This is a genomic window from Gordonia sp. 135, from assembly GCF_009720185.1.
Classification (GTDB): domain Bacteria; phylum Actinomycetota; class Actinomycetes; order Mycobacteriales; family Mycobacteriaceae; genus Gordonia; species Gordonia alkanivorans.
On the sequence record NZ_CP046257.1, the window covers coordinates 595,828 to 621,126 of the forward strand.

Sequence of the window (25,299 nt, forward strand, 5' to 3'; positions counted from 1 at the left end):
GAAGGAAACGGCACCGCGGGACCGAAGTGCGTATCGGCGAGATCGTTCGCTCGGCGGTGCGTCAGTAGGGGCCGCTCACCCGCCACAGCGGGTTCACCGGGCCGTGGCCGGCGCCGAGCGGATAGGCGGCGGCCAGGCCGCGGGTGACCCACTTCTTCGCGAAGCAGACTGCGTCGGGCACCGAATAGCCGTGTGCCAGGGCGCAGGTGATCGCCGCGGCGAGGGTGTCACCCGCGCCGTGGTCGTGGGCGGTGTCGATGCGCTCGTGGTTGAGCTCGATGAACTCCGCGCCGTCGTAGAGCAGGTCGGGGGAGTGGTCGCTCGACCGCAGGTGGCCTCCCTTGACGAGCGCCCACGCGGGTCCGAGATCGAACAGCGCCTTCGCTGCGTCGCGCTGGGAGCCGGTGTCGACGACGTCGATGCCGGTGATGAGGCGCACCTCGTCGAGGTTGGGTGTCACCACCGTCGCCAGCGGGAAGAGGTTGTCGCGCAGGGTGTCCAGGGCGGAGTCGGCGAGTAGTTGATTCCCGTGCATCGAGGCGCACACCGGGTCGACGACCAGCGGCGAGGAACCGTCGCGACCGATACCGCTCGCCGAGCACTGCGCGACGACGGCGTCGATGATCGGTGCAGACGCCAGCATGCCGGTCTTGGCGGCGCCTACGCCGATGTCGTCGGCGACCGTGGCGATCTGGGCGGCGACGGTCTCCGGTGCGATCTCCTGGAAACCGGTGACGCCCAGCGAGTTCTGCACGGTGACCGCGGTGACCGCGACACAGCCGTGCAGGCCGAGCAGCGCGAAGGTGCGCATGTCGGCCTGGATGCCGGCACCACCGCCGGAATCCGATCCGGCGATGGTCATCACGCGGACCGGGGTCTCTCCCGGTGCTGCGACGGGCAGCAACTCGACGTCGGTCACGCAGAACCTCCGGGACCGGTTTCGAGCGGCAGGTACACGCGGTTGCCCGCCTCGGCGAACTCGGCCGACTTCGCCGCCATCCCTTCGGCGATCTTGCGGTCGATGTCTTCGGCGGTCACCAGGTTGTTCTCCTCCGCGTAGGCGCGCACGTCGGCGGAGATCCGCATCGAGCAGAACTTGGGACCGCACATCGAGCAGAAGTGCGCGGTCTTCGCAGGCTCGGCCGGCAGGGTCTCATCGTGATACTCGCGGGCGGTGTCCGGGTCGAGGGCGAGGTTGAACTGGTCGACCCAGCGGAACTCGAAGCGCGCCTTGCTCAATGCGTCATCACGTTCCTGCGCCCGCGGATGTCCCTTCGCGAGATCCGCCGAGTGGGCCGCGATCTTGTAGGTGATGACGCCGACCTTCACGTCGTCCCGGTCGGGCAGCCCGAGGTGCTCCTTGGGTGTCACGTAGCAGAGCATGGCCGTGCCCGCCTGGGCGATCATCGCCGCGCCGATGGCGGAGGTGATGTGGTCGTAGGCGGGTGCGATGTCGGTGGCGAGGGGGCCGAGCGTGTAGAACGGCGCCTCCTCGCAGAGTTCTTCTTCGAGACGCACGTTCTCGACGATCTTGTGCATCGGGATGTGTCCCGGGCCCTCGATCATCACCTGCACGCCATGGGATTTCGCGATGGTGGTCAGTTCTCCGAGGGTGCGCAGTTCGGCGAACTGGGCCTCGTCGTTGGCGTCGGCGATCGACCCCGGACGCAGTCCGTCGCCGAGGGAGAAGGTGATGTCGTAGCGGCGGAAGATCTCGCACAGTTCGTCGAAGTGCGTGTACAGGAACGATTCTTCGTGGTGCGCCAGGCACCAGGCGGCCATGATCGATCCGCCCCGCGAGACGATGCCGGTGACCCGCCGGGCGGTCAGCGGCACATAGCGGAGAAGCACTCCGGCATGCACCGTCATGTAGTCGACACCCTGCTCGGCCTGCTCGATCACGGTGTCGCGGTATATCTCCCACGTGAGAGCGACGGGATCGCCGTTCACCTTCTCGAGGGCCTGGTAGATCGGCACGGTCCCGACGGGGACGGGGGAGTTGCGCAGAATCCACTCCCGGGTGGTGTGGATGTCGGCGCCGGTGGACAGGTCCATGATGGTGTCGGCGCCCCATCGGGTGGCCCACACCATCTTCTCGACCTCGTCCGCGATCGAACTGCGCACCGCAGAATTGCCGATGTTCGCATTGATCTTCACCGCGAACCGCTTGCCGATGATCATCGGCTCCGACTCCGGATGACGATGGTTGGCCGGGATGACGGCGCGGCCGATGGCCACCTCGGAGCGGACCAGGTCGGGGTCGACGCCCTCCCGTGCCGCGATGAACCGCATCTCATCGGTGACGATCCCCGCTCGCGCCCAGGCGAGTTGGGTGCTCGCGCCGTCGACGGGTTCCGGGCGGTGCCACGCGTCCCGGGTCGGTGGCAGGCCGCGCTCCACGTCGATCACGGCATCGGGGTCGGTGTACGGCCCGGAGGTGTCGTAGACGTCGAGGTGTTCCCCGTTCGTCAGGTGGATTCGGCGCTGCGGTACACGGAGGTGATCGACGGAGAGGTAGTGCTTGGAGCTGCCCTCGATCGGCCCGGTGGTCAGACCGCCGTCTGTGAATGTCGCAGTGGTGGGTGCGGTGGATACACGTGTGCCCATGATGGTTCTCCCTACGCCGGCATTACCCGGACAGGTTCGAGCGGTCGGCGACCGCCCGTCGCCATCTCAGCCCTCGGTCATCGTGAGAGCCCCCGCGTGTGTGATTGTGTTGCGTTCGCCACCCTACAACGTCGGTCAACACCTGACGATGCGCCCAGATGCTCACTGCACCGGATCACCGGGAGGTCTCGGCAGTTACGGAACCGTAAGGTAGGGTGTGACCCTAGTCACAGGGGCCCTTGCGTCGAGCCGCGACGTCCTGCCGGTGACCCGCCACAGTGATCACGTGAGGAGATGTAGGTGTTACGCAAGAACCGGCATCGGCCGCCGCAGTCGGCGCGATCCATTCTGCAGCAGATCGCTCAGGTGGTGCACAATCCCGACCGCGAGAGGTTCGAACTCTGGGTCGCGGGGGATCTCGTCGGGGTGCTCGGCTACTCGATCGAGACTGTCGACGGTCAGACCACCATCACCGTTCTGCACACGGTTCTCTACGACGAATACAGCGGTCACGGGCTCGCCACCCGTCTCACCCGGTCGGTCATCCACTTCGCCCGGGAACGCAACGCGCGGCTTCGGCCGGTGTGCTCGTTCACCAAGAACTATCTCGACCATCACCCGGGGATCGTCGAGCTCGCGCCGGTGTGAGCAGGCGGCTTCCGCGCGCCCGCGGTGCCGCTTGCCGGCGTTGGCGTTCTTGTACGCCAGGGTGACCCGCGGTCGAGGTTTTGTACCCTCGGGCGACGACCTTGCGTGCCGATGCGGACGTATTGTTCGGCGGTGATCCCGCCCGGTTGTCGGGCCGACTGCTGCCACGGAAGCGAGAACGATGACCGAGACGGTCGAGTCCCTGTACAACCTCATCGACGGACAATGGGTCGACGGCGAGGACGCGCCCTTTACCAGCGACAGTCCCGGTGACCCGAACGTCGTCGTGGCCGTGGGGCGTCGGGCGAGCATCCGCCAACTGGACGCCGCGGTCACCGCGGCCGGACGCAGCCTGGCCGAGTGGTCACGCCTGTCCACGCACGAACGCGGTGGGGTACTCGTGCAGGCTGCCGGCGTCCTGGAGCGCAATGCCGAGGAATGGGGCGCGGAACTCGCCCGCGAGGAGGGCAAGACGCTCGCCGAGGGTATCGGCGAGGTGCGGCGCGCCGCGCAGATCCTCCGCTACTACGGCGCCGACGGCGACCGCGAGGCCGGCGAGGTGTACTCGTCACCGCGCAAGGGTGAGCGAATCCTGGTGACGCGCAAACCGATCGGCACCATCGGTGTCATCACTCCGTTCAACTTCCCGATCGCGATCCCGGCGTGGAAGATCGCGCCGGCCCTCGTCTACGGCAACACCGTGGTGTGGAAGCCGGCCGGCACCGTTCCGCTGCTCGCGTTCCGTTTGGCGAGGCCCTGACCGAAGCCGGGCTCCCCGCCGGCGTAGTGAATCTGACGTTCGGCGACCGTGAGATCGGCGACCCCATCGTCCATCACACCGGCATCGACGCCATCACCTTCACCGGGTCGACCGGGGTCGGACGCGGTATCGCGGCCGCCGGCGCCGCGCGCGGCGTGCCGGTGCAGGCCGAGATGGGTGGCAAGAACGCCGCGATCGTCCTCGGTGACGCCGACCTCGACCTGGCGGTCCAGCAGATCCCGTTGGGAGCGTTCCGCTCCTCGGGTCAGAAGTGTACGGCCACATCGCGACTCGTCGTCACCGAGGCCGTGGCCGACGAACTCCTCGCCGCACTGAGCAAGGCTGCCGCCGACCTGGTCGTCGGTGATCCCTTGGACCCCTCCACCGAGATGGGTCCGGTGATCACGGCCCCTGCTCGTGACACCATCAGGGCCGGCATCCTTCGCGCAGTCGAGCAGGGTGCGACCGTGCTCACCGGAGGTGACCAGCCGCCCGTAGGTATCCCCGAAGACGGATACTTCTTGTCCCCGACGATCCTGGAACTACCGTCCACGGACCTCGACGTGTGGCGCGACGAGCTCTTCGGTCCGGTCCTGGCGGTGGTCCGTGTGCCCTCGGTCTCCGAGGCGTTCCGGGTGGCCGGCGACGGCGAGTACGGGTTGTCCGCTGCACTTTTCACGCAGGATCTCACCCGTGCACTGGAGGCGGTCGACGACCTCGACGTCGGTATCCTGCACGTCAATTCGGAGTCGGCGGGCGCCGATCCCCATGTACCGTTCGGCGGAGCCAAGAAAAGCGGGTACGGGCCCAAAGAGCAGGGACGTTCGGCGCGCGAGTTCTTCACCCACACCACCACGGTCTACCTCCGTGGTGGCGCGCCGCGCATCTGACGGCCGTCGACACCGACGACCGTGCGTCAATCGGTCTCGAGGACGTCGAGGAGTTCGCGCGCTTTGACCGCTATCCACAGCTCGACCCGGACCTCGGCCGAGTCGAGGTCGCGGCCGAGGAGTTGGCCGACCTTGGCCATCCGACTCCGCATGGTGTGTCGGTGTACGCCCAATTCCCTTGCGGCGCTCTCGATGTGTGCGTCGTTCCGGAGCCAGGTCCGTAGCGCGGTGACGAGATCCACCGACGAACCGTGTGCGGCGTCGCAATCCTCGAGTGGTCCCAGGACGATTCGCGACATCGCGGACAGTTCGCCGGGTGACCGTCCACCGAACAACATCGAGAAGGTACCCGTGTCCGAGAAGTCGACGACCGTCTCCTGCGTCGGGCCGAGGTGGAGGGCGGCCCTGGCCTGGCGGAGGCTCACGGCGGTTTCGGCGATCACGGCGGTCCCGCCTCGCCCGGCCCGCAGCGTCCGTTCCAGCCGGGCGCCGAGCCGCGCGACGAGTTCGACAACCCAGTCCCGTCCGCGGTCGTCGGACACGACGAGCAGCAGACCCTCCCGTATCGGCGACAAGAGGTACGGAACTGATTGCCGTGTGATCACATCGGCCGTTTCCCGAAGAGCCGGCAACGCCGGCCCGACGTTCGTCACCGTGATTGCGACGACGCGGGTGTCCTCGTCGAAGCCGAAGTACCGCAGCAGGCCCGCGTCGAGTTCGGGACCGAGGTTCACGAGTGCTTGCGTCACGACCGTCCGGAGCCGCTGTTCGGCGTCGAGCACCTTCGCCGGCTTGCCCAGTTCGATCGACAGCAAGGCCATCGCGTGGGCCACGAGGAGTCGTTCCTCCGGCTGCAACGCCGCCGGCGACGCCACCGCCAGATATCCATGCGGCTCCCGGGCGACGGACACGCTCTGCACGAGGTACGTGGCGTGTTCGTCGGCGAAGGCAGAGCCGGCCTGTCGGCGGCGTCCCGAACCGCGTGACACCGAACGCGCATGTTCGAGTGCTCGCCCCGCGTCAGGACCGTGGACCGAGAGTGCCCCGCCCTCGGCGTCGACGAGGACGACCGAGCACGAGAGGGCACGCCCGAGGGCGGTGACCAGATGCGGTATGCCGCCGCGGAGAAGATCGCGGGCGAACTTGTCCTGCTGGTCGACGACCTGCTGCACCGCGCGCACCCGGTCGGCGGTCAGATCGTCGATCACGGCGCGGGTGACCGCGATGAACGGAGTGTGCGGTGGCACTGCGAGGACAGGCAGACCCAGTGCGTCGCCGGCGGCCCGGATGCCGTCAGGGACCGCGTCGAAGGTCATGCCGGTGTCGACGGCGAGTGCCGCCGCCCGCGCCCGCACCAGGCGGGTCACGTAGTCGAACTGTTCGGAGTCGGAAGGTCCGATCGCCAGGCCCGTGGTCATCACCAGTTCACCGCCGGTGATCCAGGGAGCGGGATCGGCGAGTTCGATGGCGTGTGCCCACTCGATGACCCGATCGGCGCCAGAGTGACCTGCCACCAGCGTCAGGCCCAGGTCGGCGTTCTGGGACAGGCGCTGCACGGTCAGCGCCACGGCGACTCACTCCTCACAGGTCAGCGGACGTTCGACACCCGTCCGCAGGTGCGTCAAAGCATAGCGAGGGTGCCGGGTGTCGAGGTCATCCCGCTGTGGACACCAGCTGCTCTCGTAAGACCTTCTTGTCGATCTTGCCGACGGCGGTGACGGGGAGGGTCCGGATGACGCGGACCACGTCGGGCAGTTTGAACGATGCGAGGCCGCGGTCCGCGAGGAACATGCGCAGCGTGGCCAGTTCGAGCGGTTGGGCCGGCGGATGGTCATGGGAGAGCACGACCGCGGCGCAGATCTTCTCGCCCAGTGCGTCGTCGGGAAGCCCGACCACCGCGACCTGGCGTACCGATGGGTGCGCGAGCAGGTTCTCCTCGACGTCGTCGGCGGCCACGTTCTCGCCCGCCCGGACGATGGTGTCCTTGATGCGACCGGTCACGGAGAGATGCCCCGACGGCAGCCGGGTCACCTTGTCGCCCGACCGGTAGAAGCCGTCGGGGGTGAAGGACTTCTCGTTGTGCGCGTCGGCCCGGTAGTACCCGCGGATCGTGTACGGGCCGCGCACCAGCAGCTCGCCTTCTTCGCCGTCGGGAACGTCCACGCCCTCCTCGTCGACGACGCGCACCTCGTCGAACTCCGACATCGGCGAGCCCTGGACCTCGTGGACGAGGTTCCGCGGCTCGTCGGGCCTGGTGTAGCAGATGAGGCCCTCGGCCATGCCGAACACCTGCTGAACCACGTCGCCGAGCGCTTCGTCGAGGGCGACGGCGTCCGGGTGGGCGAGCTTGGCGCCGCCGACCTGCAGGAGTCGCAGCGAGCTGATGTCCGCGGGCTCCCACTCGGTCGCCGCGCACCACAGCTGTGCGAGGGCGGGGACCAGGGCGGTCACCGTCACGCGGTGACGTTCGATGAGGTCGAAGGTGTTGTCGGGGCTCGGGTTGTCGGTGAAGACGACGTGGCCGCCTACCCCGAAGACGCCGAGGATGCCCGGGCAGCACAGCGGGAAGTTGTGGGCCGCCGGCAATGCGACGAGATAGGTGTCGTCGGCGGTCAGCTTCGCGACCTCGGCCGACAGTCGTGCGTTCAGGTCGTAGTCGTCGTGCGTGCGCGCGATCAGTTTGGGCAGGCCGGTGGTGCCGCCCGAGACCAGGAAAAGGGCCGGGAGGTCGGAGTTCGGCGAGGCCGGGAGGTCGACCGATGCGGGATCCGCGTCGGGTGCGGTCGCGAACGGACCGGGATCGCCGGAGACGAACACTTGCGTGACGGCCGGGACGCGGGACTGCAGCTCGGTGGCGAGGTCCCGGAAGTCGAAGCCGCGTCGCCCGTCCTCACCGATGTAGGCGACGGCCCCGGCACCGGCGGCGAGATGTGCGATCTCGGTGATCCGGTGTGCGGGCAGGGTCATGACGGGGGCGACGCGCGCGCGGAGCAGGCCGAGCAGATTCACGACGAACTCGAGCGAGTTGTTCTGCTGGAGGACGACGCGCTCTCCGGGGCGGAGTCCGGCCGCGACGAATCCGGCCGCTCGACGCAGCGAGGCCTCGCGCAGTTCGGAGTAGGTGAGCGTCCGCGGCCCGTCGATCGAGGCATCGGTGACGGCCGGGGCATCGGGGGTGCTCTCGGCACTGGCGTCGAAGCCGGCGAACAGTGGGAGTCCGCGGAACAGTTCGGCGTCGCGGTAGCGGGCTGCCTGGGCGTCGGCGTACGGGGTGAAACCGTCGAGCAGGTCGGTCGCGTGGTCCAGAGGCGTCGGCATGGAACCCATTCAAACACAGGCAGGGTAGGGTAACCTTACCGGTCGGTCTGGTGGTGTGATCCACGCCATCGACTCGCCAGAACATTTGCTTAGGCTGTCCTAAAATCCCTAGGATCACTGGTGCTGCCGCCCACGACCGGAGGACAAGGACATGTCGCTGACGACCGACTCGCCGACATCGAGGCTCGATGCCGCGGACCTCGGCCTCGAGGGCGCCGCCGGCCTGAACGCTCCGACGACGCGGTTCGACGACGCGGACGCCGCCCGGATCTCGGCGGCCTGGGCGGGTTCCGGCGAGTTCGGCGACCACGTCGTCTACGAGCGCAACGGTCGCTGGACCTTCGCTGCCGGCGTTCACGTGCGAGTGGTGGTCACACGTGGTGAGGTCATCGTCGACGACCATGGGCGCCGGTCGACCACCGCATGGCACGGTGACCCGGCCGACGCACTGGCCGCGGCGACGGAGTCGCTGTCGATCCCCGACTGGCGCCTCTACGGGTGGGTCGGTTTCGACTTCTGCGCGCCGTACCACGGCATCCTCGACCGCGTTCCCGACGACACGGTGCTCGCGCATCTGATCGTTCCCGAGTTCGAGGCGTTCGTCGACGCGGACGGGGTGGACACCGGCACCGCCGATTCCGACCGAGCTCGTCGTCTCCTCGAGATCGCCGCCACGGCAGGTGATCCCGGGGCGTCGCGCCCCGTCGACGTGCGGGTCGACACCGAGGACTACCGCGGCCGCGTCGCGGCCGCCGTCTCCGAGATCGCGGCCGGTCGCTACCAGAAGGTCATCCTCTCCCGCGCGGTGGACATCCCCTTCGCGGTCGACATCCCCGCCACCTATGCCCGCGGCCGTGCGGACAACACGCCGGCTCGCTCCTATCTGCTGTCGCTCGGCGATCTCGCGGCCGCCGGGTTCAGTCCCGAACTCGTGGTCGCGGTGCACTCCGACCGCACCGTGGTCACCGAACCCCTCGCCGGGACAAGGGCTTTCGGGGTGTCCGCCGACGACGACGCGGCCGCTCGGGCCGAACTTCTCGGCGACGCCAAAGAGGTTGCCGAACATGCGATGTCGGTGCGCGCCTGCTATGACGAGATCGCCTCGATCTCGGCCGCCGAGACGACCGCGGTCAGCACGTTCATGGAGGTGCGTGAGCGCGGCAGCGTCCAGCACCTGGCGTCGACCGTGAAGGGAACCCTCGCGGAGGGGGAATCTCCCTGGCGTGCACTCGAAGTCGTCTTCCCGTCGATCACCGCTTCGGGAGTACCCAAGACCGCGGCCGTCGACGCCATCGACCGGCTCGAGTCCCGGCGTCGCGGGCCGTACTCCGGTGCGGTCCTCGTCGCGTCGTCGTCGGGGGAACTCGAGGCAACCCTCGCGTTGCGCACCGTCTTCTCGTCCGGGGGCGCGGCATGGTTGCGGGCGGGCGCCGGCATCGTCGCGCAGTCGACGCCGGAGCGTGAGTTCGAGGAGACCTGCGAGAAGCTGGGCAGCGTCGCCCCGTACGTCATCCCGCGCTGACCGGCCGTTACGTTCGAACCACCACCGATCCCATCAGGAGCCATCACATGTCCGACAACATCACCGAAGCGCTGCACGGCATCCTCACCGAGGACCTCGACCTCGCGCTCGGCCACGTCACCCGCGACTCGCGGCTCATCGACGACCTGGGCCTGGACTCGGTGGCGTTCGCCATCGGCGTCGTCGCGATCGAGGAGCGTCTGGGTGTGAAGCTCTCCGAACGCGAGCTCTTCGAGTCGAAGACGGTCGGCGATCTCGAAGACCTGGTCCGCGCGAAGGCCGGGACACCGGCCTGAACCGGGTGGGACGCGAGTCGGGGCGGGGGATGAGTGTGGACACCGGAGTGCAGTCGTACGCCGAACTGCTCGACGACGCGTTCGACGAGAAGGTCACCGCGTGGACGGCACAGGCCGAGAACGATCATCGATTCCCTCGGCCGCTCCTCGAACACCTCGGCGAGGCCGGGGTTTTCACCCGCAAGTGGGAGGATCGCAAACTCACCGACCTGCACGACCACTTCGCGCTCGGCCGTCATCTCGGATCGCTCGGTTCGGCTGCGATCGGTGTCGGCGTCAGCCTGCACGATTCGGCGATCGCCATCCTCCGCCGCTTCGGCCGCAACGACTTCCTGAAAGACCTCGCGCAGCGGGCGATGACCACCGATGCCGTCCTGTGCATCGGCGCCTCCGAGGAACAGGGCGGCTCGGATCTCCAGAACTCGGAGACACGCATCTTCGCCGAGGGTGGCGGATACCGGGTCGTCGGAGCCAAGAAGTTCGTCTCGCTCTCGCCCATCGCCGACTACATGCTGGTCGTCTGCCGCAGCATCGAGGACGGCGACGAGAACGGCGCCGACACCGGGGGCAACGTGGCGCTGGCCGCCGTGCCGATCGACCAGGTCCGGGTCGGCGCGCCCTACACGAAGCTGGGCGCCGGTCCCCTCGACACCGCGCCGGTCACCATCGACACCTGGATCCCCGAGGAGGCGCTGATCGCCCGCCCGGGAACGGGTCTGGCGATTATCAGCTGGGGCCTCGCGCACGAACGCTATTCGGTCGCCGCGCAGATCGCGGCCGCATGCGACGTGATGCTCGGTGTGACGCTCGCCCGCATGATGGACCGCACCCAGTTCGGCAAGAAGCTCTACGACCATCAGGCACTCCGCCTGCGGATCGCCGGTCTGCAATCCCGCGTCGACGTGCTGAGCTACTCGCTCGACGGCGTCGCCGCCGGGGGAAAGATCAACCTGCGCACCGCGGCTGCGCTCAAGGCCACCGCGGCCAACCTGGGCGAAGAGGTCGCCTCGGAATGCCTGCACATCTTCGGCGGGATCGGCTATCTCGAGGCCGAGACGCCGATCGGACGCTGGTGGCGCGACATGAAACTCGCGCGCGTCGGCGGCGGCACCGACGAGGTGTTGTGGGAACTGGTCGCGGCGGCCATGAAACCCGACACCGAGCGTTACCAGCTACTCTTCTCCGGTTCTTCCACCCAGGCGCCCTGAGCGTCCTTCATCCAGGCGGTCATCGATGAACAACACTGTCACTGCTCCGGCCGACGCTCGCGTCACCGAGCTGGCACCCCCGGACCACACCTACCTGCACATGGACACCGACAGTCGGCCCATGCACTGGTCGATGTTCCTCCAACTCGACACGGGTGGAACGCTTCTCGGCATCGACGAGGTCCGTGCGCGCGTCCGTGACCGGGGCCGGCTGTTCGAGATCTTCCGGCTGGGCGTCAAGAACGGCCGATGGCGGAAACCCGAGGTGGTGCTCGCCGACGAGAAGTGGGATGCGGGCGCCCACGTCTCGGAACTCGGCTTCACCGACCGCGAGCACCTGCAGCGACGTGTCTCCAAACTCCTGGAGACGCCGTTGCCGCGTCCGCGCCCGTTCTGGGACATCACACTGTTCACGCCCTCCGCGGGCGCCGAGGGGGTCGGTCAGTGGGTCCTGCTTCGCGTGCACCACAGCATCTCCGACGGCATCGCCGGCGCGGCCTTCGCGGCACTGCTCGCCGACGGTGAGCCCGAGGACCTCGCCGAGTTCGAGCGCTTCGCCACCAGCCCGCGATTCCACATCAGCGGCATCGACCCGGAGAAGCTGGGTGAGGCCAAGGCGGCGTTCAACGACCAGCATGCGGCCGGCGGGGGCAAGAAGCGCGCCTGGCCGAGCCTGACGAAGTCGGGGCGTCGTGAACATGCGCTGTTCAGCACGTCCACCCGCGCCCTGCGCAAGGCGGCCAAGGCCAACGACTCCACCGTGCACGAGTTCGTCCTCGGGGCCATCGGCCGCGCGCTGAGCATCGACCCGCCCGCGTCGCCGCAGGCCGAGGTCCTCCGCGTGACCCTGCCGGTGACCCTCGACCAGGAGTTCCGGCACACCGGCAATGCGGTCTCGGTGGCACTGCTCAACCTGCCCGGCAACGAAACCGACCTGTCGCAGCAGATCGGCCGGGCACGCAGTGAGCTGGCGACGATCGCCGAGCGTCGGCCCGAGCTCTACCTCGCCGCGGCCGATGACCTGCCGCGGGCGCCGCTCTGGGGCCTGCAGCGGGCGATCGTGAACGCCTCGATGGGTCACATGCATCCGGACATCCACATCGGGATCAATCCCGGCTTCTCCCGGGTTCGGTCGGTCCTGGGCAGGTCCATCGTGAGCTTGACGCCGCTGTCGCCGCTGGCCGGTTACTCCTTCTCGGTGACCGTGCTGATCCTCGGCAACACGACGTCCTTCGGCATCGTCACCGACGCCCAGGCACTCCCCGGCTACGCGCAGAAGTTCGTGGAGACGTTCGACAAGGTCCTCACCGAGGCCCTACCGTCGGCGTGAAGAAGAGGCGAGCTTAGGCTTGCCTAGGCAGTCGTTCCCCGACGGGGACGATCCAGACCGTGGAGACGCGCAACCAGGCGTTGCACGGCACAAGTGAACGACATACAGCAGAAAACACGGAGAACACCATGCAGAACGATGTCGGCTACCAGGACCCGGCTTACGTGGATGAGACCCACGAACCGGTGGCGGGTCCGGAGAAGCGCTCGGGTGGGATCAACATCCCGACCGTGCTGGCATCGGCAGGTGTTGCGGCGGTGATCTCGGCGATCATCGTCACCATCGGTGTGGTCGGTCTGATGGTCGGCGACCGCAACGACTCGGCGAACGCGGCCCAGCCGACCGTCGTGAACCTCGGTTCCGCGCAGACACCGCAACAGCAGCAGGGCTTGGTGGGTCCGGCCGCCAACCAGCCGCCGGCTGCCGCGCCCGGTGAGCCCGCCCCGGCCGTGGCGCCCGCACCCGCGGTGACCGAGAACGTGCCCGAGAGCGGCGGCACGGTCGGCGCCGGCCCCGACGCCGCGCCCGCACCGGCTCCCGCGCCGGGTACCTCGGCCGCGCCGTCCCAGCAGCAGGCTGTCGCAGCCCCGACCGCGCTGACGCCCGGTCAGCTCAACACGAAGGTCAAGACGGTCATGAACTCGCGCGGCAATCGCGCCGCACGGGCCGCCGAACTCCAGGGCGGCGAGCGCGCCCTGCGTCAGCTCGACGCCGTCGCCCAGGCGATCACCACCTACGGCAACGTCGGACTCAGCTACCAGATGGTCGGTCCGGTGCAGGTCAGCGGCACCAAGATGACCGCCCCGCTGCAGATCAGCGTCGTCGGCCGGGGCAGCCAGAATCGTGCGATGACCTGGGTGTGGAGCGGCGACAAGTGGAAGCTGTCGAACAGCAGCGTCTGCCTCATCGCCAGCTTCGTCCTGCTGCCCTGCTCGCTCTGACCCCCGACCGTTCTGGAGAACTGACGTGAAAACACGACTTCGTCTTGGTGCGCTTCTCGCGGGTGCGCTCATGTCCGCCGGCCTCCTCGCCGGATGTTCGAGTTCGGATGACTCGACCGGTGGATCGGTGCAGCTGAACCTGCCCGACGGCCGCTCGGTGACGATCCCGGAGACACCGAAGCGCATCGTGACCCTGGGTGACCAGTGGACCGACGTGGCGCTCTCGTTCGGCGTGACCCCGGTCGGCTACTACGACTACTCCAAGTCGGCGACCGGCGAACTGCAACCCTGGTACGGCCAGAAGCTCGCCGACTCGACGTTCATCGACCCCACCAAGGGCGACGATGCGACGACGATCGCCAAGCTCGACCCCGACTTGATCTTCGCTCCCGGATTCGCCTCCGGCAGCCCGGAATTCGAGCAGATCGCCAAGCTCGCGCCGACGGTCAACGCGATCAGCGGCCAGGAGATCGATCCCTGGCAGGACATGGTCACCGTCATGGGCACCGTGCTGCACCAGCCGGACAAGGCGACCGAGATCATCGACCAGACCGACGCGAAGGTCGCCGCCGTCGGCAAGGAGTTCCCGGATCTCGCCGGCAAGACCTACGCGCTGGCCTTCATGTACGGCAACGACCAGCTGTCGGTCCTCGGCGACCCGAACGACGGCGCGGCAAAGCTGTTCAGCGAGTTGAAGATGCAGATGGCGCCCAAGCTGGTCGCCGAGTACCAGCGCACCCGCAACCCCCGCTTCGGACTGAGCACCGAGAACATCCCGATGCTCGACGCCGACGTACTGGTCGTCGCCACCGCGACACCGGAACAGGCCGAAACCCTCAAGAAGCTACCGGGTTACAAGAACCTGAAGGCCGTCAAGAACGGTGCCGTCACGTTCATGACGCAGTCGCAGATCACCGGCCTCAACGCACCGACGCCGAACTCGGTGCCGTACGTGCTGGACCTGCTCAAGCCGAGCTTCGAGGCTGCGACGAGCTGATCCCTCCGCTGGCCGAGTGGGCGAGAGCCTGCGACGAGTCCCATCGAAACCGGTCTCAACACACACGACGGCCCGTCCCCTCCATGCGGGGACGGGCCGTGTCGTCTCGCCGACCGGCCTCGGGGCGGACGACGTCACCGTGAGACTGTCGCCTCCACGTTGGAGGTGGCCTGAACGAGGCCCGGATGCCCTCACGCGTTCACGTGCCGGCGAGAAGGGTGGCTCACCCGTCCGCGGTATCTCGTGTGCAAACCCGGTTCCGTAAACACCTGCGCGATCGATGAGACGCACGATACTCTTCTCGTACCATGAGTATCACGACCCCACCACATGCCCGACTCGTGATCGAGGGCCTGACCAGCGCACCCTCCACAAGCGACGCAGTGGACAGCGCCATCCTGGAGTCGACCCTTCGGTGCATCGCGCTCTACGGAACCGCGCGACTGACGATGGCCGACGTCGCCCGAAGTGCGGGGGTGGGACGAGCGACGGTATTCCGTCGATTCGAGTCCAAGGACGAACTGATCAGACGGGCGTTCTCGTTCGAGTTGGCTCGCATCGTCGAGGGATTCGCGGAGACTGTCGCTGCTGTCTCTCATCCGGGTGAGCATTTGGTGGAGATCATCGTCGCTGCCGTTCGTACTGCGCGGACCCATCCGATCGGGACCCGGCTCGTGGAGGACGGGACGGCTGTCGCAATCCATCGCGATCCCGACCTCGCCCAACTGCAGCTACTCATGCTGACCGATCGGATTTCCGACTGCGCCGAACAACTCGCTGTCGACGTCGACACGACGGGCACGGCCGAGGTCTTGCTGCGCTTCATCGGCAGCGTCTGGTTGACGCCCGACATCGGCCTACCGACCACGGACGACGATGCGATCCGACGGATGGTCCGTGTGATTCTGCACCCGCTCATCCCCTGAACGCCCACCTGACAACCAGGCACCGCTCCCGAGGAGAATGAAGATGGCACAATCAATTTCCACAGCGTCTCCCACCGATATCACCGTCGACGGACCGCCGCTCGAGGGACACGCACAGAAACGGTATGAACAGTTTCGGTGGTTCTGCGGGTCACGGCTGGTGGGACTGTTCGCGGCTGCATACGTCGACCAGGGCATGCAGCACGATGTATCGGACGCGACGTGGGCCACCGGCCGGTACGAGAACCGGCCACTCGAGCGCAACATGCGCACCTTGGCGGCCGGGCAGCTCGTAATGTGGGGCGACGCGGAGGTCAACGCCCGGCACCTCGATCGCCTCAAGACACTTCATCGCGAGGTCAAGGGAAAGGGCCGCGATGGCAGGCCGTACAGCGCCTACTCGCCTCGAGCCTGGAACCTGGTGTACCTCAGCATGTTTCTGCTGTATCGGAACTCGTACACTCCTATCACCGGTGATCCCCTCACCGATGAGGACAACGAGATCTTCTACCGAGTGGTCTGGGACAAGATGGGGTCGTTGTCGTTCTCTGGCAGGTCATCCGGGCTGCCGCGCTCATACGCCGAGGCGATGGAGTACTACCAGGACCTGCTGGACAACGAGTTGACGGACACCTACATGCTCGAAGTCGGGCGGAAGCTGTTCGCGACGCCGCCGGCCCCCGAGGACCTGCCGACCGCACTGCGACCCGTCTGGCCGCTGATCTCACGCGTGGCAGGAGAGGTGGCCATCACGTGCGGGATGGCCATCAGTCGACCCAAGGTGCGCGACGTCTTCGGCTTTCCGTTCAACAAGGTCCGCCGGATCGAGTACGCGATCATCTGTCGCGTACTTCCCGTCCTCTATCACCGCCTCCCGAAGCGGATCAGCATGGCTCCCTTGGCATACAACCGCTGGCAGTACGAGCAGCTCGTCAGCGATCTCGAGGGAACACAGCTCACTTCGTTCCGTCCCGATCCTGAACTTGCACCACAACATCCGGCGCCCGCAGGTGCATAACCTCGGGCGGCAGTCCCCGCGCCGCCTCGGGCGATGAGGTCCCTGTCACCCCCGTCGCCGCGAGATCACGGTCGCAGCTCGCGCTGGGAGATCCTGGTACGAACCTTGGTGTGTGTGATCTGTGCCGCTGATCGCGATGCCTCCCGGAGGCCGCACGATAAGAGTTGAGTCGGCACCTGCGGCCCGTCCGCGTTCGGAGCGACCCGGGCACCCGATCAACCCTCAACGGGAGAACGGCCCGACCCGCACTGCGGGCCGGGCCGTCGTTGCTCGCGGAACTCCTCAGCCGACGACGCCGTCGGAGTCGTCGATCCCGAAGCTGGTGAAAGCGGTGTCCTTCGGCAGTCGATACACCTCGCGGCCCATGACGGCGTTGAGAATTCGGGCGTTGCGGACCGCGCCGATGTCGAGGTTGGGGGCCGAGACGCCGACGGCGTGCTCCTCGGCGTTCGCCACGAACAACCGATTGGTCAGCGCGGGCTCGGTTTCCACCTGATGCGCGGCGCCCACGACGAGGCGGCCGCGCGAATCACGGTGCAGCTGCGGCTCGATGGGGGCCAGGAACGGGGTCTGGCGGGGCTGGTAGCCGGTGCACGCGATGACCATGTCGGTGGTGTGTGCGAGTTGGGTACCGGTGTCGAGGTGACGCCCACGGACCCTGAGCTTGCCGTCGGCAAGGGTGTCGATGCCGTCGACCTCGGTGGAGATGCGCAACTGGACCGGGTTGAGCTTCTCCCGCAGCTGCCGCTGGTACATCAGCTCGTGCACCCGTTCGAGGGTGTCGCTGGAGACGCCCTTGTGGAACTGCCAGTGTTGCGGGCGGATCCGATCGCGGGCCGCCTCCGGCAGACTCTGGAAGTAGTCCATGTACGCCGGGGTGGTCATCTCGAGCGACATCTTGGTGAAGTCGAGCGGGGCGAACCACGGCGTACGGGTCCACCAGCGGACGGACGGGCCGCCGCGGAGATTGGCCTCGAGCAGGTCGATGACGATCTCGGCGCCCGACTGTCCCGAACCGATGACGGTCACCGAGTCCGCGGCATGGGCCTTGTCCTGGTGGTACAGGTAGTCGGAACTGTGGACGACCGCCGGGGAGCCCGACGACAACGCCTGCGGCACAAACGGTTCGGTGCCGACGCCGACGACGACGTGGCGCGCGATCACGGTCGTGGTGGTGCCGCCGGAGACGATCGTGACGGCGAAGGCGTCGGCCTCGTCGTCCCATGTGACCTCGGTGACGGTGGTGCCCCAGCGCAGGGTGTCGAGTCGACCGATACACCAGTGCAGGTACGCCTCGTACTCGATGCGGGTGGGATAGAAGTTCTCCCGCACCAGGAACCGGTACATTCGGTCGGTGTCGGCCATGTAGTTCAGGAACGACATCGGATGCGTCGGGTCGACCAGGGTCACCAGGTCCGACAAGAATCCCACCTGGAGTCGGGCCTCGTCGAACATGAGGCCCGGATGCCAGCGGAACTCGTCACGGGAGTCCACGACGAGCACGTCGAGGTCATCGACGGTCGATGCCAGCGCGGCGAGCCCCAGGTTGAACGGACCGCAGCCGATCGCCAGGACATCCACGTTCTCTACACGGGTCATTCCGATACCCTCACCATTTCTTCACTGCGGGCCTGGTCGCCGGCGACCGAGGTGCTCTCGGACTCCACTTCGATTGCGAGACGCAGGAGTTCGTCGAACAGCTCGTCGATGTCACTCTCGGAGGTCTCCGGATTCAGAAGGGTCAGCTTCAGGCAGGTCTGGGGTTCGTCCTGGCCGGGCACCCGCACCTGGGTGCGCCCTATCAGGGCCTTGCCGTCGGTGATGAGACGGCGTCGCAATTCGCCGTTGACGGCGTCGAGGTCGGCGCAGCGGTAGCGGAAGACGATGGTGGTCAACGTGACCGGGGCGATCAGTTCGAGTTGCAGTTCGGTGGCGACGCGCTGTTCGGCGTACACCGCGAGGTCGTTGCACCGCTCGAGCATCCCGCCGAGTTCGCGGCGTCCGTACGCCAAGAGCGTGGCCGCGACCTTGAGCACGTCGGGACGACGAGTCGTCTGCAGGGTCTGGCCGAGCAGACCGCTGTAGCCTGCCTCGACGTCGTCGTCCGGGTTGAGGTAGGCGACCGAACGGTTCAGTGACACGAAGCGGTCGGCATCGGACAGCAGCATGAGGCTGGCGGCGGCCGGCTGCCAGCCGACCTTGTGCAGGTCGAGGGTCACCGAGTCCGCGCGGTCGACGCCTCTCAGGAGTCCGGACAGGCGATCGGAGAACAGGGTGCCGAAGCCGTAGGCGGCGTCGACGTGCAGCCAGATCTCGTGTCGTTCGGCGATGTCAGCGATCTCGGGCAGCGGGTCGACGGTACCGAAGTCGGTGGTTCCGGCCGTGGCGACGATGGCGAGCGGGGTGACCTCGCCGGCCTGTCGGATCGCCCTTTCCAAGGCCTCGGGGATCATCCGGTGGTGCGCGTCGACCTCAACAGGGATGACCGCGGACTCGCCGAGACCCAGTGCGGCACACGCTCGGTGCACCGAGAAGTGGGCGACGCGCGAACAGAAGACCACTGGCCGGCGCAGCGCGCCCACACCGTCCTGGCGGACGTCGACGCCACGACGGGCCGCGGTGTGATCGCGGGCGATCATGAGCGCAAGCATGTTCGAGATGGAACCGCCGGGACTGAAGACGCCGCCGGCCTGTTCGCCGAAACCGGCCATGCGGGCGAGCGACTGCACGGTCCAGGTCTCCAGGGCGAGGGTCGCCGGCCCCGAATCGTATGTGTCCAGCGAGGCGTTGGTGGCGCTCGCGAGCGCGTCCGCGGCGACCGCGACCGACAGGGGTGCCGGCTGCAGATGAGCTGTGGTCAGCGGATGGGTGAGGTCGAGACCGAACTCGGCGACGAGCCGCGCCAGCCGCGACAGGGCCGCGGACTCACCGATCCCGGATTCGGGGATTCCGGGTGCACCCAGCGAGCCGTTGACCGCGGCGAGTACCGACACCGGATCCCCGGCGGGCAGTGGCGCTCCGTGGTGGTGGTCGGTGACCGATTCCGCTGCTTCGGTCAGACCGCGACCGATGTTCGCCCAGCCCTGTCCCGGTCGGGCGAAACGGGAAGCCCCCCAAGTAGACTCGCGGTCTTCGGTCACTGAGTTCCCCCCTGGATCTTCGGTGGTTGTCCGGTTCTGTGCTGAGTTGCTGTGCGAGTGTCGTTCCGTCACGCCGGGACTCGTCTCTCGAGGTTCGCGAGGAGTTCGGCGACGGTGCCGTCCAGCGCGGCGGGGATGAGATCGACGAGTGCGGTCAACACCCCGGTGGAGCGTACGGCGATGTGGTCCGGAACTATTCCGGGCTGGTGGTCGACCTCCACATGGGTGGAGTGGTCGTCGGCTTCGAAGGCGATCGACAACGGATAGTTCGCGATGCCGTTAAACACCGATCGACAGGTGACCGGCGCGTGGTCGGGTTGCGGGATGCCGCGCAGCGGAGCGGGCCGCACCGAGGCCATGATCTCCATGATCGGGAACCGTCCGCCCTGCTGACGGAGTGCGGTCAGGATCGGCCCGAAGTCGGTGCCGGAGTGCTCCATCGCCCGGTAGATCACCGCGGCCGCGGTGCGCAGGGTCTGCTCGACGGTCGCGGTCGGATCGACGCGGAAACGCATCGGGATGATGTTGCCGCAGTAGCCGATGTGATGCGGCGACTGCGAGCGTCGTCGATTGTCGGCCGGGACGACGAGCACATGGTCGGATGCGCCGGTCAGCGCGTAGGCGGCCAGCGAGCACACGCCGATGAGCAGCGCATTCGGCGTCGCGCCGACCGTCTGCGCGACCCGGTCGAAGGCGGTCAGCGATTCGTCGGCGACCGGGGCGGCGACTTTGAGGCCCGCACGATCGTCCATGGGGGAGAGCCAGCTCTCCGCGGCGCTCTCGGCGGGCAGTTCGCCGGAGAGCGGGTGACGCACGTCCTCGGCGGCCCAGGTCGACAGCGCATGCCGCACAGCGGACTCGGCAGCCTCGGTCGCGGCGGCGGCATCCGGGGTTGCCGGGCGGGAATCGGCGTCGGCGTCCCCCGCCCATTCGCCCGACACGAGCGTGCCCAGCAGCAGTGGCCAGGAGGTGTCGTCGACCGCGAGGTGATGGACGACCAGGATCATCGTCACCTCTCCGTCCCGTCCCGACACACGCAGGCGCAACGGCACCTCGGAGAACAGGTCGAATGGTGTACGCGTCATCCGCGTTGCCACGGTGTCGATTTCTGCTGGGTCGATTTCTGCCGGGTCGGTGTCGGCCGACTCGTCCGCGACATCCTCGGAGCCCCAGGACCATACCGAATGCTCGGTGTCCCACTGGCCTTCTCGCTGCACCTGAACACGATGGGGCACATCCGCGTCGTCGACCTCGACGACCGACCGCAGCACCTCGAAACGCTCGACGAGCAGTTCCGCCGCGGCGACCACGGATTCGACGGTGCGACTGCCACCGAACTCCAGGACGAGACCGATGTTGTGGGACACCGATTCCGGGTCGAGCTCGTAGATCTTCCACATCCGGCGCTCGGCGATCCCGAACTGTCCGAACAAGGCCGGGGTCTCGGTGCGCGTGTCGGGCCGGGTTTCATCGGCCGGACCCGACAGCGCCCCGCCGGACTCCGCGATCCGTCGGCGCAGCAGTGTGAGTCGCGCTTCGGTCAACGTGGGCACGATTCCCCCTTCGTCGGAGTGGCAGTGGGAGTGGCGGTCGAAGTGGTCTGGTGGGTGGCTTCGGCGTCCTGTGCGCGCAGGGCCGCCCAGTCGCGGGCGACAGGGATCAGCCGGCCGTCGGCCCACAACCGGGCCTGGTCCTGGAAGTGTTCGGAGTCCGGGTCGCCGGAAGCGCCGAGCGGCACCACCCAACGGCTCGCGTGCGGATCGGCGAGATCCCAGACATAGCGGGCAGCGGAGCCGGTGATGCACACGTGGGTGCCGACCGCAGATGCGTTGGCGAACACGCACTCCGAATCCCCGGCAAGGGGCAGGGGGGTGGGTCGCAGCGTCGCGAACAGCTCCGGATGGCGAGGCGACGCGCCGACGAGATCGAACCCGTGGATCGGGGCGAGCACATGCACGGTGCCCCAGTCGGGGACGTGTCCGATCGTCTCGGTGCGGGCGACGACGGCGTCGAGCGCGGCGGCTGCGACCTCGTCGATGTCGATCCCGATCAGTGTGCAGTTGGCGATCATCGTCGTGATCGCGGTCGCGAGGCGGGGTTCCGGGACGAACCACGGCTGGAACACGGCGGGGAAGCCGTGCGGACCGCGCAGTGGCGCAAGGGCATCGGTGCGCGCGACGCCGAGTACGAGCTGGCTGCGGAACTCGGCGAACAGGAAGGCGTCGGTGCTGTCGGCAGCCATGGTGCGGTCCCAGGCCAGGATGCGCTGCCGGATGCCCTCGGCGGCCGGGGAATTGCCCACGACCCGGGCGAGGAGTTGCTGGACCACCGCGGCCTGGTCGAGGACGACGTCGCGGTGGATGTCGGCGCAATCCTCGGGATCGACAGTGTCGAGAGCATCGAGGCGGGTGGTGATCCGATCGGCGCGGAACGCCTCCACACACTCCGTCGTGATCGGTTGCAGCGCAGGAACCGCGGAAATCCGTTGGTTCGCGGTCACACTCACACCGCCGTCGGCGACTTTCGGATCGAAGCCCGGGTCGCCGAGCGAACCGGCTTCGTAGCCCTTCCACTGGTAGCGCTCGTCCCAGCCGGGAACAGGGAGCCAGTAGTTCTCCGGGGCGCGGACGGGAACGCGGCCGGCCACGTGGGTGACCGTGGTCCCGTCGCGGTGCGCGATGACGGCGCGGTTCACCGGTTCGACCCACGACGACAGTGCGGCTTCGACGTCGGAGACCGAGCGGGCGAACAGGAGGTCGAGTGGGGCGTCGAAGGTGACGTCCTCGGAGAGCAGCGGCGACCGCAGGCTCATCGCGAACGGCTCGTCCGGACCGCCGAAGACGACGGCACCGTTGTGGGTGGTGATCACCTCGACGGCAACAAATGCGGAGTCGCGGACGGCGATCTGCTCGGTGTGGACGGTCGCCGGGACGCGGTGTCCGCCGGGCACCTCGACGAGAAGTGTCCCGTCCTCGTCGCGGGTCAACCGCTCGACGTAGAGGTCCTGGTAGTCGGCCATCGCATTCGTGATGCCCCAGGCGATCTCGGGGCCCTGCGCGAAGTGTGGAACGCCGGGGACACCGGCGAAGGCGAAGCCCACCACGTCGAAGGACTGTGCCGGATCGGTCGAGGCGAGATGGAACTGCTCGTAGATGCCGGGCAGCTCGAGGAACCTGTGGGGATCGCCGGCCACGATCGGGGACCCGGTCGTGCTGCGGGCGGCGGACACCCCCCATGCGTTGCTGCCCGACATCGGATCACCCAGGTTGACGGTCTCACCGACGGGGGAACCCGCGGCAGGCGTGGGCCGCGTGAGGTCGAGGATCTCGCGCAAGAACTGTTGGTCCGGCATCGGCGGCACGGTCGGATCGTGCTCGCTGCCCTCGAATGCCCAGAACCGCAGCGCATCCGACCCGGTCGCGCGGCAGGCGTGCAGCCGGAACAGTTTCGTCGTGAACCGGCCGAACAGAACGTGGTGCATGATGAAGACCGAGATCGGGGTCCACGGCCGCCACGGTTCCGGCTCGTGGTCGAGTGCGGCGAGTTCCGGTGCGGGCGGCGCGGTCTCGGCAAGGGTGCTGTTCACGCCGTCGGCATAGGCGCGTAGCAGGCGTCGGGTGCGGTCGGACGACGCGTGGTACATCTGCTCGGCAACCGCGTCGAGCCGGGCGCGCCGCGCGAAGGTGTCCCATTCGACGCAGGATTCGCCGAACACCTCGGCGGTACGCCCCTCGGCGCGCAGACGCATGAACTCGATCTGCCAGCGGCGGTCCTGCCCGCAGGCGCGGCCCTGTCCGTACAGCGCGTCGGCCGGTGTGACGGCCAGAACATGCGGGATGCCGTGCGCGTCGCGCAGGATCTCCGCGGGGGACGTGTCGGGTGCCGGGGTCGTGACGGTCACTGGCGTCCCCGTTCGGCGACGGGATTGACGAGCCGGTGTCCGGCGTCGACGAGGGATGCGTAGGAGTCCTCGATGTCGACCATGCGCTTGTTGTTCCGCAGCTGCAGGCCGTTCATGTGTACCGCGCCGAACTCCGGTGCGAAGAGATCCCATTTCGCGAACTGGTCGGCAAGATCGGGATGCGTGTCGACGAACTCGCGCAGACTGTCGGCCACCAGGTCCCACAACTCCTCGTCGGTCACGAGTCGGTGGGTGTGGAGGACATCCGCCAGCGGACGCAGGTAGTCGTCGAAGACGTCCGAGAGCACGCCGAGGTTGCGGATCTCGTCGGGCTCGGTGGTGAGGACGCGAGCGCAGCTCTCCGGCAAATCCTCCGGCTCGCCGAAGACCGACACCTCCTCGCCGATGTCCTTGAGGATCGCGCGGACCGGAACCCCTTCGTCGAGAACGAGGATCAGGTTCTCGCCGTGGGGGGAGAACTTCAGCTCGTACCGGTACAGCAGGTAGGCGATCGGGTGGAGGTATGTGCGCAGGTAGCGCCGGATCCATTCGGCGGCCGGTATCCCCGACCGCGCGATGAATGCGCCCACCAGTGGGTCGCCGTGGTGGTCGACGTGCAGGAGCGCGGCCATGGTGGAGAGCTGCTCGCCGCCACGCACCAGTGTGACCGGACTCTGGCGCCACAGCGCCGAGAGGATCTTGCGGTACTCCGACCCCGGCTGGGTGATCGGGGTGAAGGTGGGACTGCGGTAACCGATGGCGGCGACCTCGAAGATCATCTCGAAGCCGATTGCGGCGAGATACGGGTCGTCGGCGACGAGTCCGCGGACCCAGTTGTTGATCAGCGGGGTGGTGCGCATGTAGTCCGCCGACATGCCCCGGGTGAAGCCCATGTTCACGATCGACAGGGCGCCCTTCACGTAGTGACGGGTGGGCGTAGTCGCGTTGAAGACCGTGCGGATCGACTGCTGCGCCTGGTACAGATCGGGGCTCTCGCCCACGAACACGATGCGGCGGTCGGCGAGATCGGCCGAGTAGAGCTTCCGGACCTTCTCCGTCCACTGCCACGGATGAACGGGCAGATAGCGGTAATCGTCGGGATCACAACCGGATTCGCGAAGCACTGTATCGAACTCCGCCAGGGTGTCGGCGCCGAGTTCGTCGACGAGCATGGCGTCGTAGTCGACGCCGCTCACCGTCGCCACGTCGCAGTCCTCACGGCGGGCGGCGACCCAGACGAGCCGGAAGTGGTTGCCGACCTCCGGTGCGTAACGGTCGATGTCGTCGGCGCTGAAGCCGAGGCGCCCGGCGTTCGCCACGATGCACGGGTGACCCTCGGTCATCGTCCTCTCGATGGTCTGGAAGTCCGCGTGCGCGAGATCGGCTGCGGTGATGCGTCGTTCGTCAGGCCGGTCGGCACTGATCGCGAGAGTGCTGATGAACTCCTCGAGGTACTCCGGTAGCGCCTGCGGGCCGATGCCGAGCATCGGGGCGAGGTCGACGACCAGCGCGACGGCGTCGACGGGCAGTTCCTCCCCATCGCGCACCCGGCGCAACGAGGACTCCTCGATCGCCCAGTTCTCCAGGGACAGGACCTCGGCACGGAAGTGATAGTCGGTGCGGCCGTCGGCGGAACCGACCACGTAGCGACCCGGGCCGGTCTCGACCGGACTCAAGGCGCGTTCGTGGGAGAACTCGGCCAGGATCTTCCGCGCGATCCTGCGGTGATACACCTGCCGATACGACACGGTGTCCGTCTGCCCGGTCCGTGCGGGACGGATCTGTTCGATCGTCAAC

At 67.7% G+C, this 25,299-nt stretch carries 18 protein-coding genes, 1 pseudogene and 1 riboswitch; of the genes and pseudogenes, 10 read left to right on the forward strand and 9 right to left on the reverse strand.

What is annotated here, in order from left to right:
- Positions 1–61: 61 nt before the first annotated feature.
- On the reverse strand, positions 62–919 hold the full coding sequence (gene thiD, locus GKZ92_RS02715; protein ID WP_006356938.1) for a bifunctional hydroxymethylpyrimidine kinase/phosphomethylpyrimidine kinase: 858 nt from the start codon (positions 917–919) through the stop codon (positions 62–64).
- On the reverse strand, positions 916–2,607 hold the full coding sequence (gene thiC / locus GKZ92_RS02720; protein WP_155224971.1) for a phosphomethylpyrimidine synthase ThiC: 1,692 nt from the start codon (positions 2,605–2,607) through the stop codon (positions 916–918). Before thiC ends, thiD begins: the two co-directional genes overlap by 4 nt.
- Positions 2,599–2,713: riboswitch (TPP riboswitch) on the reverse strand. It overlaps the preceding gene by 9 nt.
- 194 nt (positions 2,714–2,907) lie before the next feature.
- Between thiC and GKZ92_RS02725 the strand changes: the two genes are divergently transcribed.
- Both GKZ92_RS02725 and GKZ92_RS02730 read left to right on the forward strand, forming a co-directional pair.
- Positions 2,908–3,255 carry a GNAT family N-acetyltransferase gene (locus GKZ92_RS02725; RefSeq protein WP_127961799.1) on the forward strand — a complete coding sequence of 116 codons (348 nt, stop codon included), beginning with the start codon at positions 2,908–2,910 and terminating at the stop codon, positions 3,253–3,255.
- 181 nt (positions 3,256–3,436) lie between these two features.
- Positions 3,437–4,905 (forward strand): annotated as a pseudogene (locus GKZ92_RS02730) (aldehyde dehydrogenase family protein).
- A gap of 26 nt (positions 4,906–4,931) precedes the next feature.
- Here GKZ92_RS02730 and GKZ92_RS02735 read toward each other — a convergent pair.
- Positions 4,932–6,473 (reverse strand): PucR family transcriptional regulator, encoded by a 1,542-nt coding sequence (locus tag GKZ92_RS02735; protein ID WP_155224972.1) that lies wholly within the window; start codon positions 6,471–6,473, stop codon positions 4,932–4,934.
- 85 nt (positions 6,474–6,558) lie between these two features.
- Positions 6,559–8,223, reverse strand: coding sequence for a (2,3-dihydroxybenzoyl)adenylate synthase (locus GKZ92_RS02740; RefSeq protein ID WP_035755295.1), 1,665 nt, complete (start codon positions 8,221–8,223; stop codon positions 6,559–6,561).
- 151 nt (positions 8,224–8,374) lie between these two features.
- Here GKZ92_RS02740 and GKZ92_RS02745 point away from each other — a divergent pair, with 151 nt between their 5' ends.
- The 8 genes from GKZ92_RS02745 (at position 8,375) to GKZ92_RS02780 (ending at position 16,461) form a co-directional block, all read left to right on the forward strand.
- Entirely contained in the window at positions 8,375–9,745 is a 1,371-nt protein-coding gene (locus GKZ92_RS02745; protein WP_155224973.1) for a salicylate synthase, read from the forward strand.
- A gap of 47 nt (positions 9,746–9,792) precedes the next feature.
- The gene (locus GKZ92_RS02750; RefSeq protein WP_006356947.1) at positions 9,793–10,041 is read left to right on the forward strand and encodes an acyl carrier protein; all 249 of its coding nucleotides are present in this window, start codon (positions 9,793–9,795) and stop codon (positions 10,039–10,041) included.
- A 29-nt stretch (positions 10,042–10,070) separates the two neighbouring features.
- Positions 10,071–11,249: an acyl-CoA dehydrogenase family protein gene (locus GKZ92_RS02755; protein WP_006356948.1), complete on the forward strand. Its 1,179-nt coding sequence runs from the start codon at positions 10,071–10,073 to the stop codon at positions 11,247–11,249.
- 25 nt (positions 11,250–11,274) lie between these two features.
- Positions 11,275–12,579: a wax ester/triacylglycerol synthase domain-containing protein gene (locus tag GKZ92_RS02760; RefSeq protein WP_006356949.1), complete on the forward strand. Its 1,305-nt coding sequence runs from the start codon at positions 11,275–11,277 to the stop codon at positions 12,577–12,579.
- A 128-nt stretch (positions 12,580–12,707) separates the two neighbouring features.
- A complete protein-coding gene (locus tag GKZ92_RS02765; RefSeq protein WP_035755239.1) occupies positions 12,708–13,520 on the forward strand; it encodes a hypothetical protein in 813 nt (270 codons plus the stop codon).
- Positions 13,521–13,545: 25 nt separating this feature from the next.
- A complete protein-coding gene (locus GKZ92_RS02770; protein WP_035755237.1) occupies positions 13,546–14,517 on the forward strand; it encodes an ABC transporter substrate-binding protein in 972 nt (323 codons plus the stop codon).
- A gap of 308 nt (positions 14,518–14,825) precedes the next feature.
- Entirely contained in the window at positions 14,826–15,443 is a 618-nt protein-coding gene (locus GKZ92_RS02775; RefSeq protein ID WP_035755234.1) for a TetR/AcrR family transcriptional regulator, read from the forward strand.
- 43 nt (positions 15,444–15,486) lie between these two features.
- Positions 15,487–16,461, forward strand: a complete 975-nt coding sequence (locus GKZ92_RS02780) for an oxygenase MpaB family protein (protein ID WP_157139139.1) — start codon at positions 15,487–15,489, stop codon at positions 16,459–16,461.
- Between the two features lie 282 nt (positions 16,462–16,743).
- On the opposite strand, the gene GKZ92_RS02785 is transcribed toward GKZ92_RS02780, so the two are convergent.
- The 5 genes from GKZ92_RS02785 to GKZ92_RS02805 all read right to left on the reverse strand — a co-directional run bounded on the left by GKZ92_RS02785 (position 16,744) and on the right by GKZ92_RS02805 (position 25,298).
- Entirely contained in the window at positions 16,744–18,060 is a 1,317-nt protein-coding gene (locus GKZ92_RS02785; protein ID WP_006358121.1) for a lysine N(6)-hydroxylase/L-ornithine N(5)-oxygenase family protein, read from the reverse strand.
- A complete protein-coding gene (locus GKZ92_RS02790) occupies positions 18,057–19,601 on the reverse strand; it encodes a pyridoxal phosphate-dependent decarboxylase family protein (protein WP_006358120.1) in 1,545 nt (514 codons plus the stop codon). Before GKZ92_RS02790 ends, GKZ92_RS02785 begins: the two co-directional genes overlap by 4 nt.
- 68 nt (positions 19,602–19,669) lie before the next feature.
- A complete protein-coding gene (locus GKZ92_RS02795; RefSeq protein WP_155224974.1) occupies positions 19,670–21,154 on the reverse strand; it encodes a condensation domain-containing protein in 1,485 nt (494 codons plus the stop codon).
- On the reverse strand, positions 21,142–23,502 hold the full coding sequence (locus GKZ92_RS02800) for a penicillin acylase family protein (RefSeq protein ID WP_042377714.1): 2,361 nt from the start codon (positions 23,500–23,502) through the stop codon (positions 21,142–21,144). Before GKZ92_RS02800 ends, GKZ92_RS02795 begins: the two co-directional genes overlap by 13 nt.
- Complete coding sequence (locus GKZ92_RS02805) at positions 23,499–25,298, reverse strand: IucA/IucC family protein (RefSeq protein ID WP_006358117.1); 1,800 nt, start codon at positions 25,296–25,298, stop codon at positions 23,499–23,501. Before GKZ92_RS02805 ends, GKZ92_RS02800 begins: the two co-directional genes overlap by 4 nt.
- Position 25,299: the final 1 nt, after the last annotated feature.

Excerpts from the sequence above, each read along its gene's own strand:
- GKZ92_RS02760 (WP_006356949.1), top strand. The coding sequence starts at position 11,275 with ATGAACAACACTGTCACTGCTCCGGCCGACGCTCGCGTCACCGAGCTG.
- GKZ92_RS02785 (WP_006358121.1), bottom strand. The coding sequence starts at position 18,060 with ATGACCCGTGTAGAGAACGTGGATGTCCTGGCGATCGGCTGCGGTCCG.
- GKZ92_RS02755 (WP_006356948.1), top strand. The coding sequence starts at position 10,071 with ATGAGTGTGGACACCGGAGTGCAGTCGTACGCCGAACTGCTCGACGAC.
- GKZ92_RS02745 (WP_155224973.1), top strand. The coding sequence starts at position 8,375 with ATGTCGCTGACGACCGACTCGCCGACATCGAGGCTCGATGCCGCGGAC.
- thiC (WP_155224971.1), bottom strand. The coding sequence starts at position 2,607 with ATGGGCACACGTGTATCCACCGCACCCACCACTGCGACATTCACAGAC.
- GKZ92_RS02740 (WP_035755295.1), bottom strand. The coding sequence starts at position 8,223 with ATGCCGACGCCTCTGGACCACGCGACCGACCTGCTCGACGGTTTCACC.
- GKZ92_RS02750 (WP_006356947.1), top strand. The coding sequence starts at position 9,793 with ATGTCCGACAACATCACCGAAGCGCTGCACGGCATCCTCACCGAGGAC.
- GKZ92_RS02765 (WP_035755239.1), top strand. The coding sequence starts at position 12,708 with ATGCAGAACGATGTCGGCTACCAGGACCCGGCTTACGTGGATGAGACC.
- GKZ92_RS02775 (WP_035755234.1), top strand. The coding sequence starts at position 14,826 with ATGAGTATCACGACCCCACCACATGCCCGACTCGTGATCGAGGGCCTG.
- GKZ92_RS02780 (WP_157139139.1), top strand. The coding sequence starts at position 15,487 with ATGGCACAATCAATTTCCACAGCGTCTCCCACCGATATCACCGTCGAC.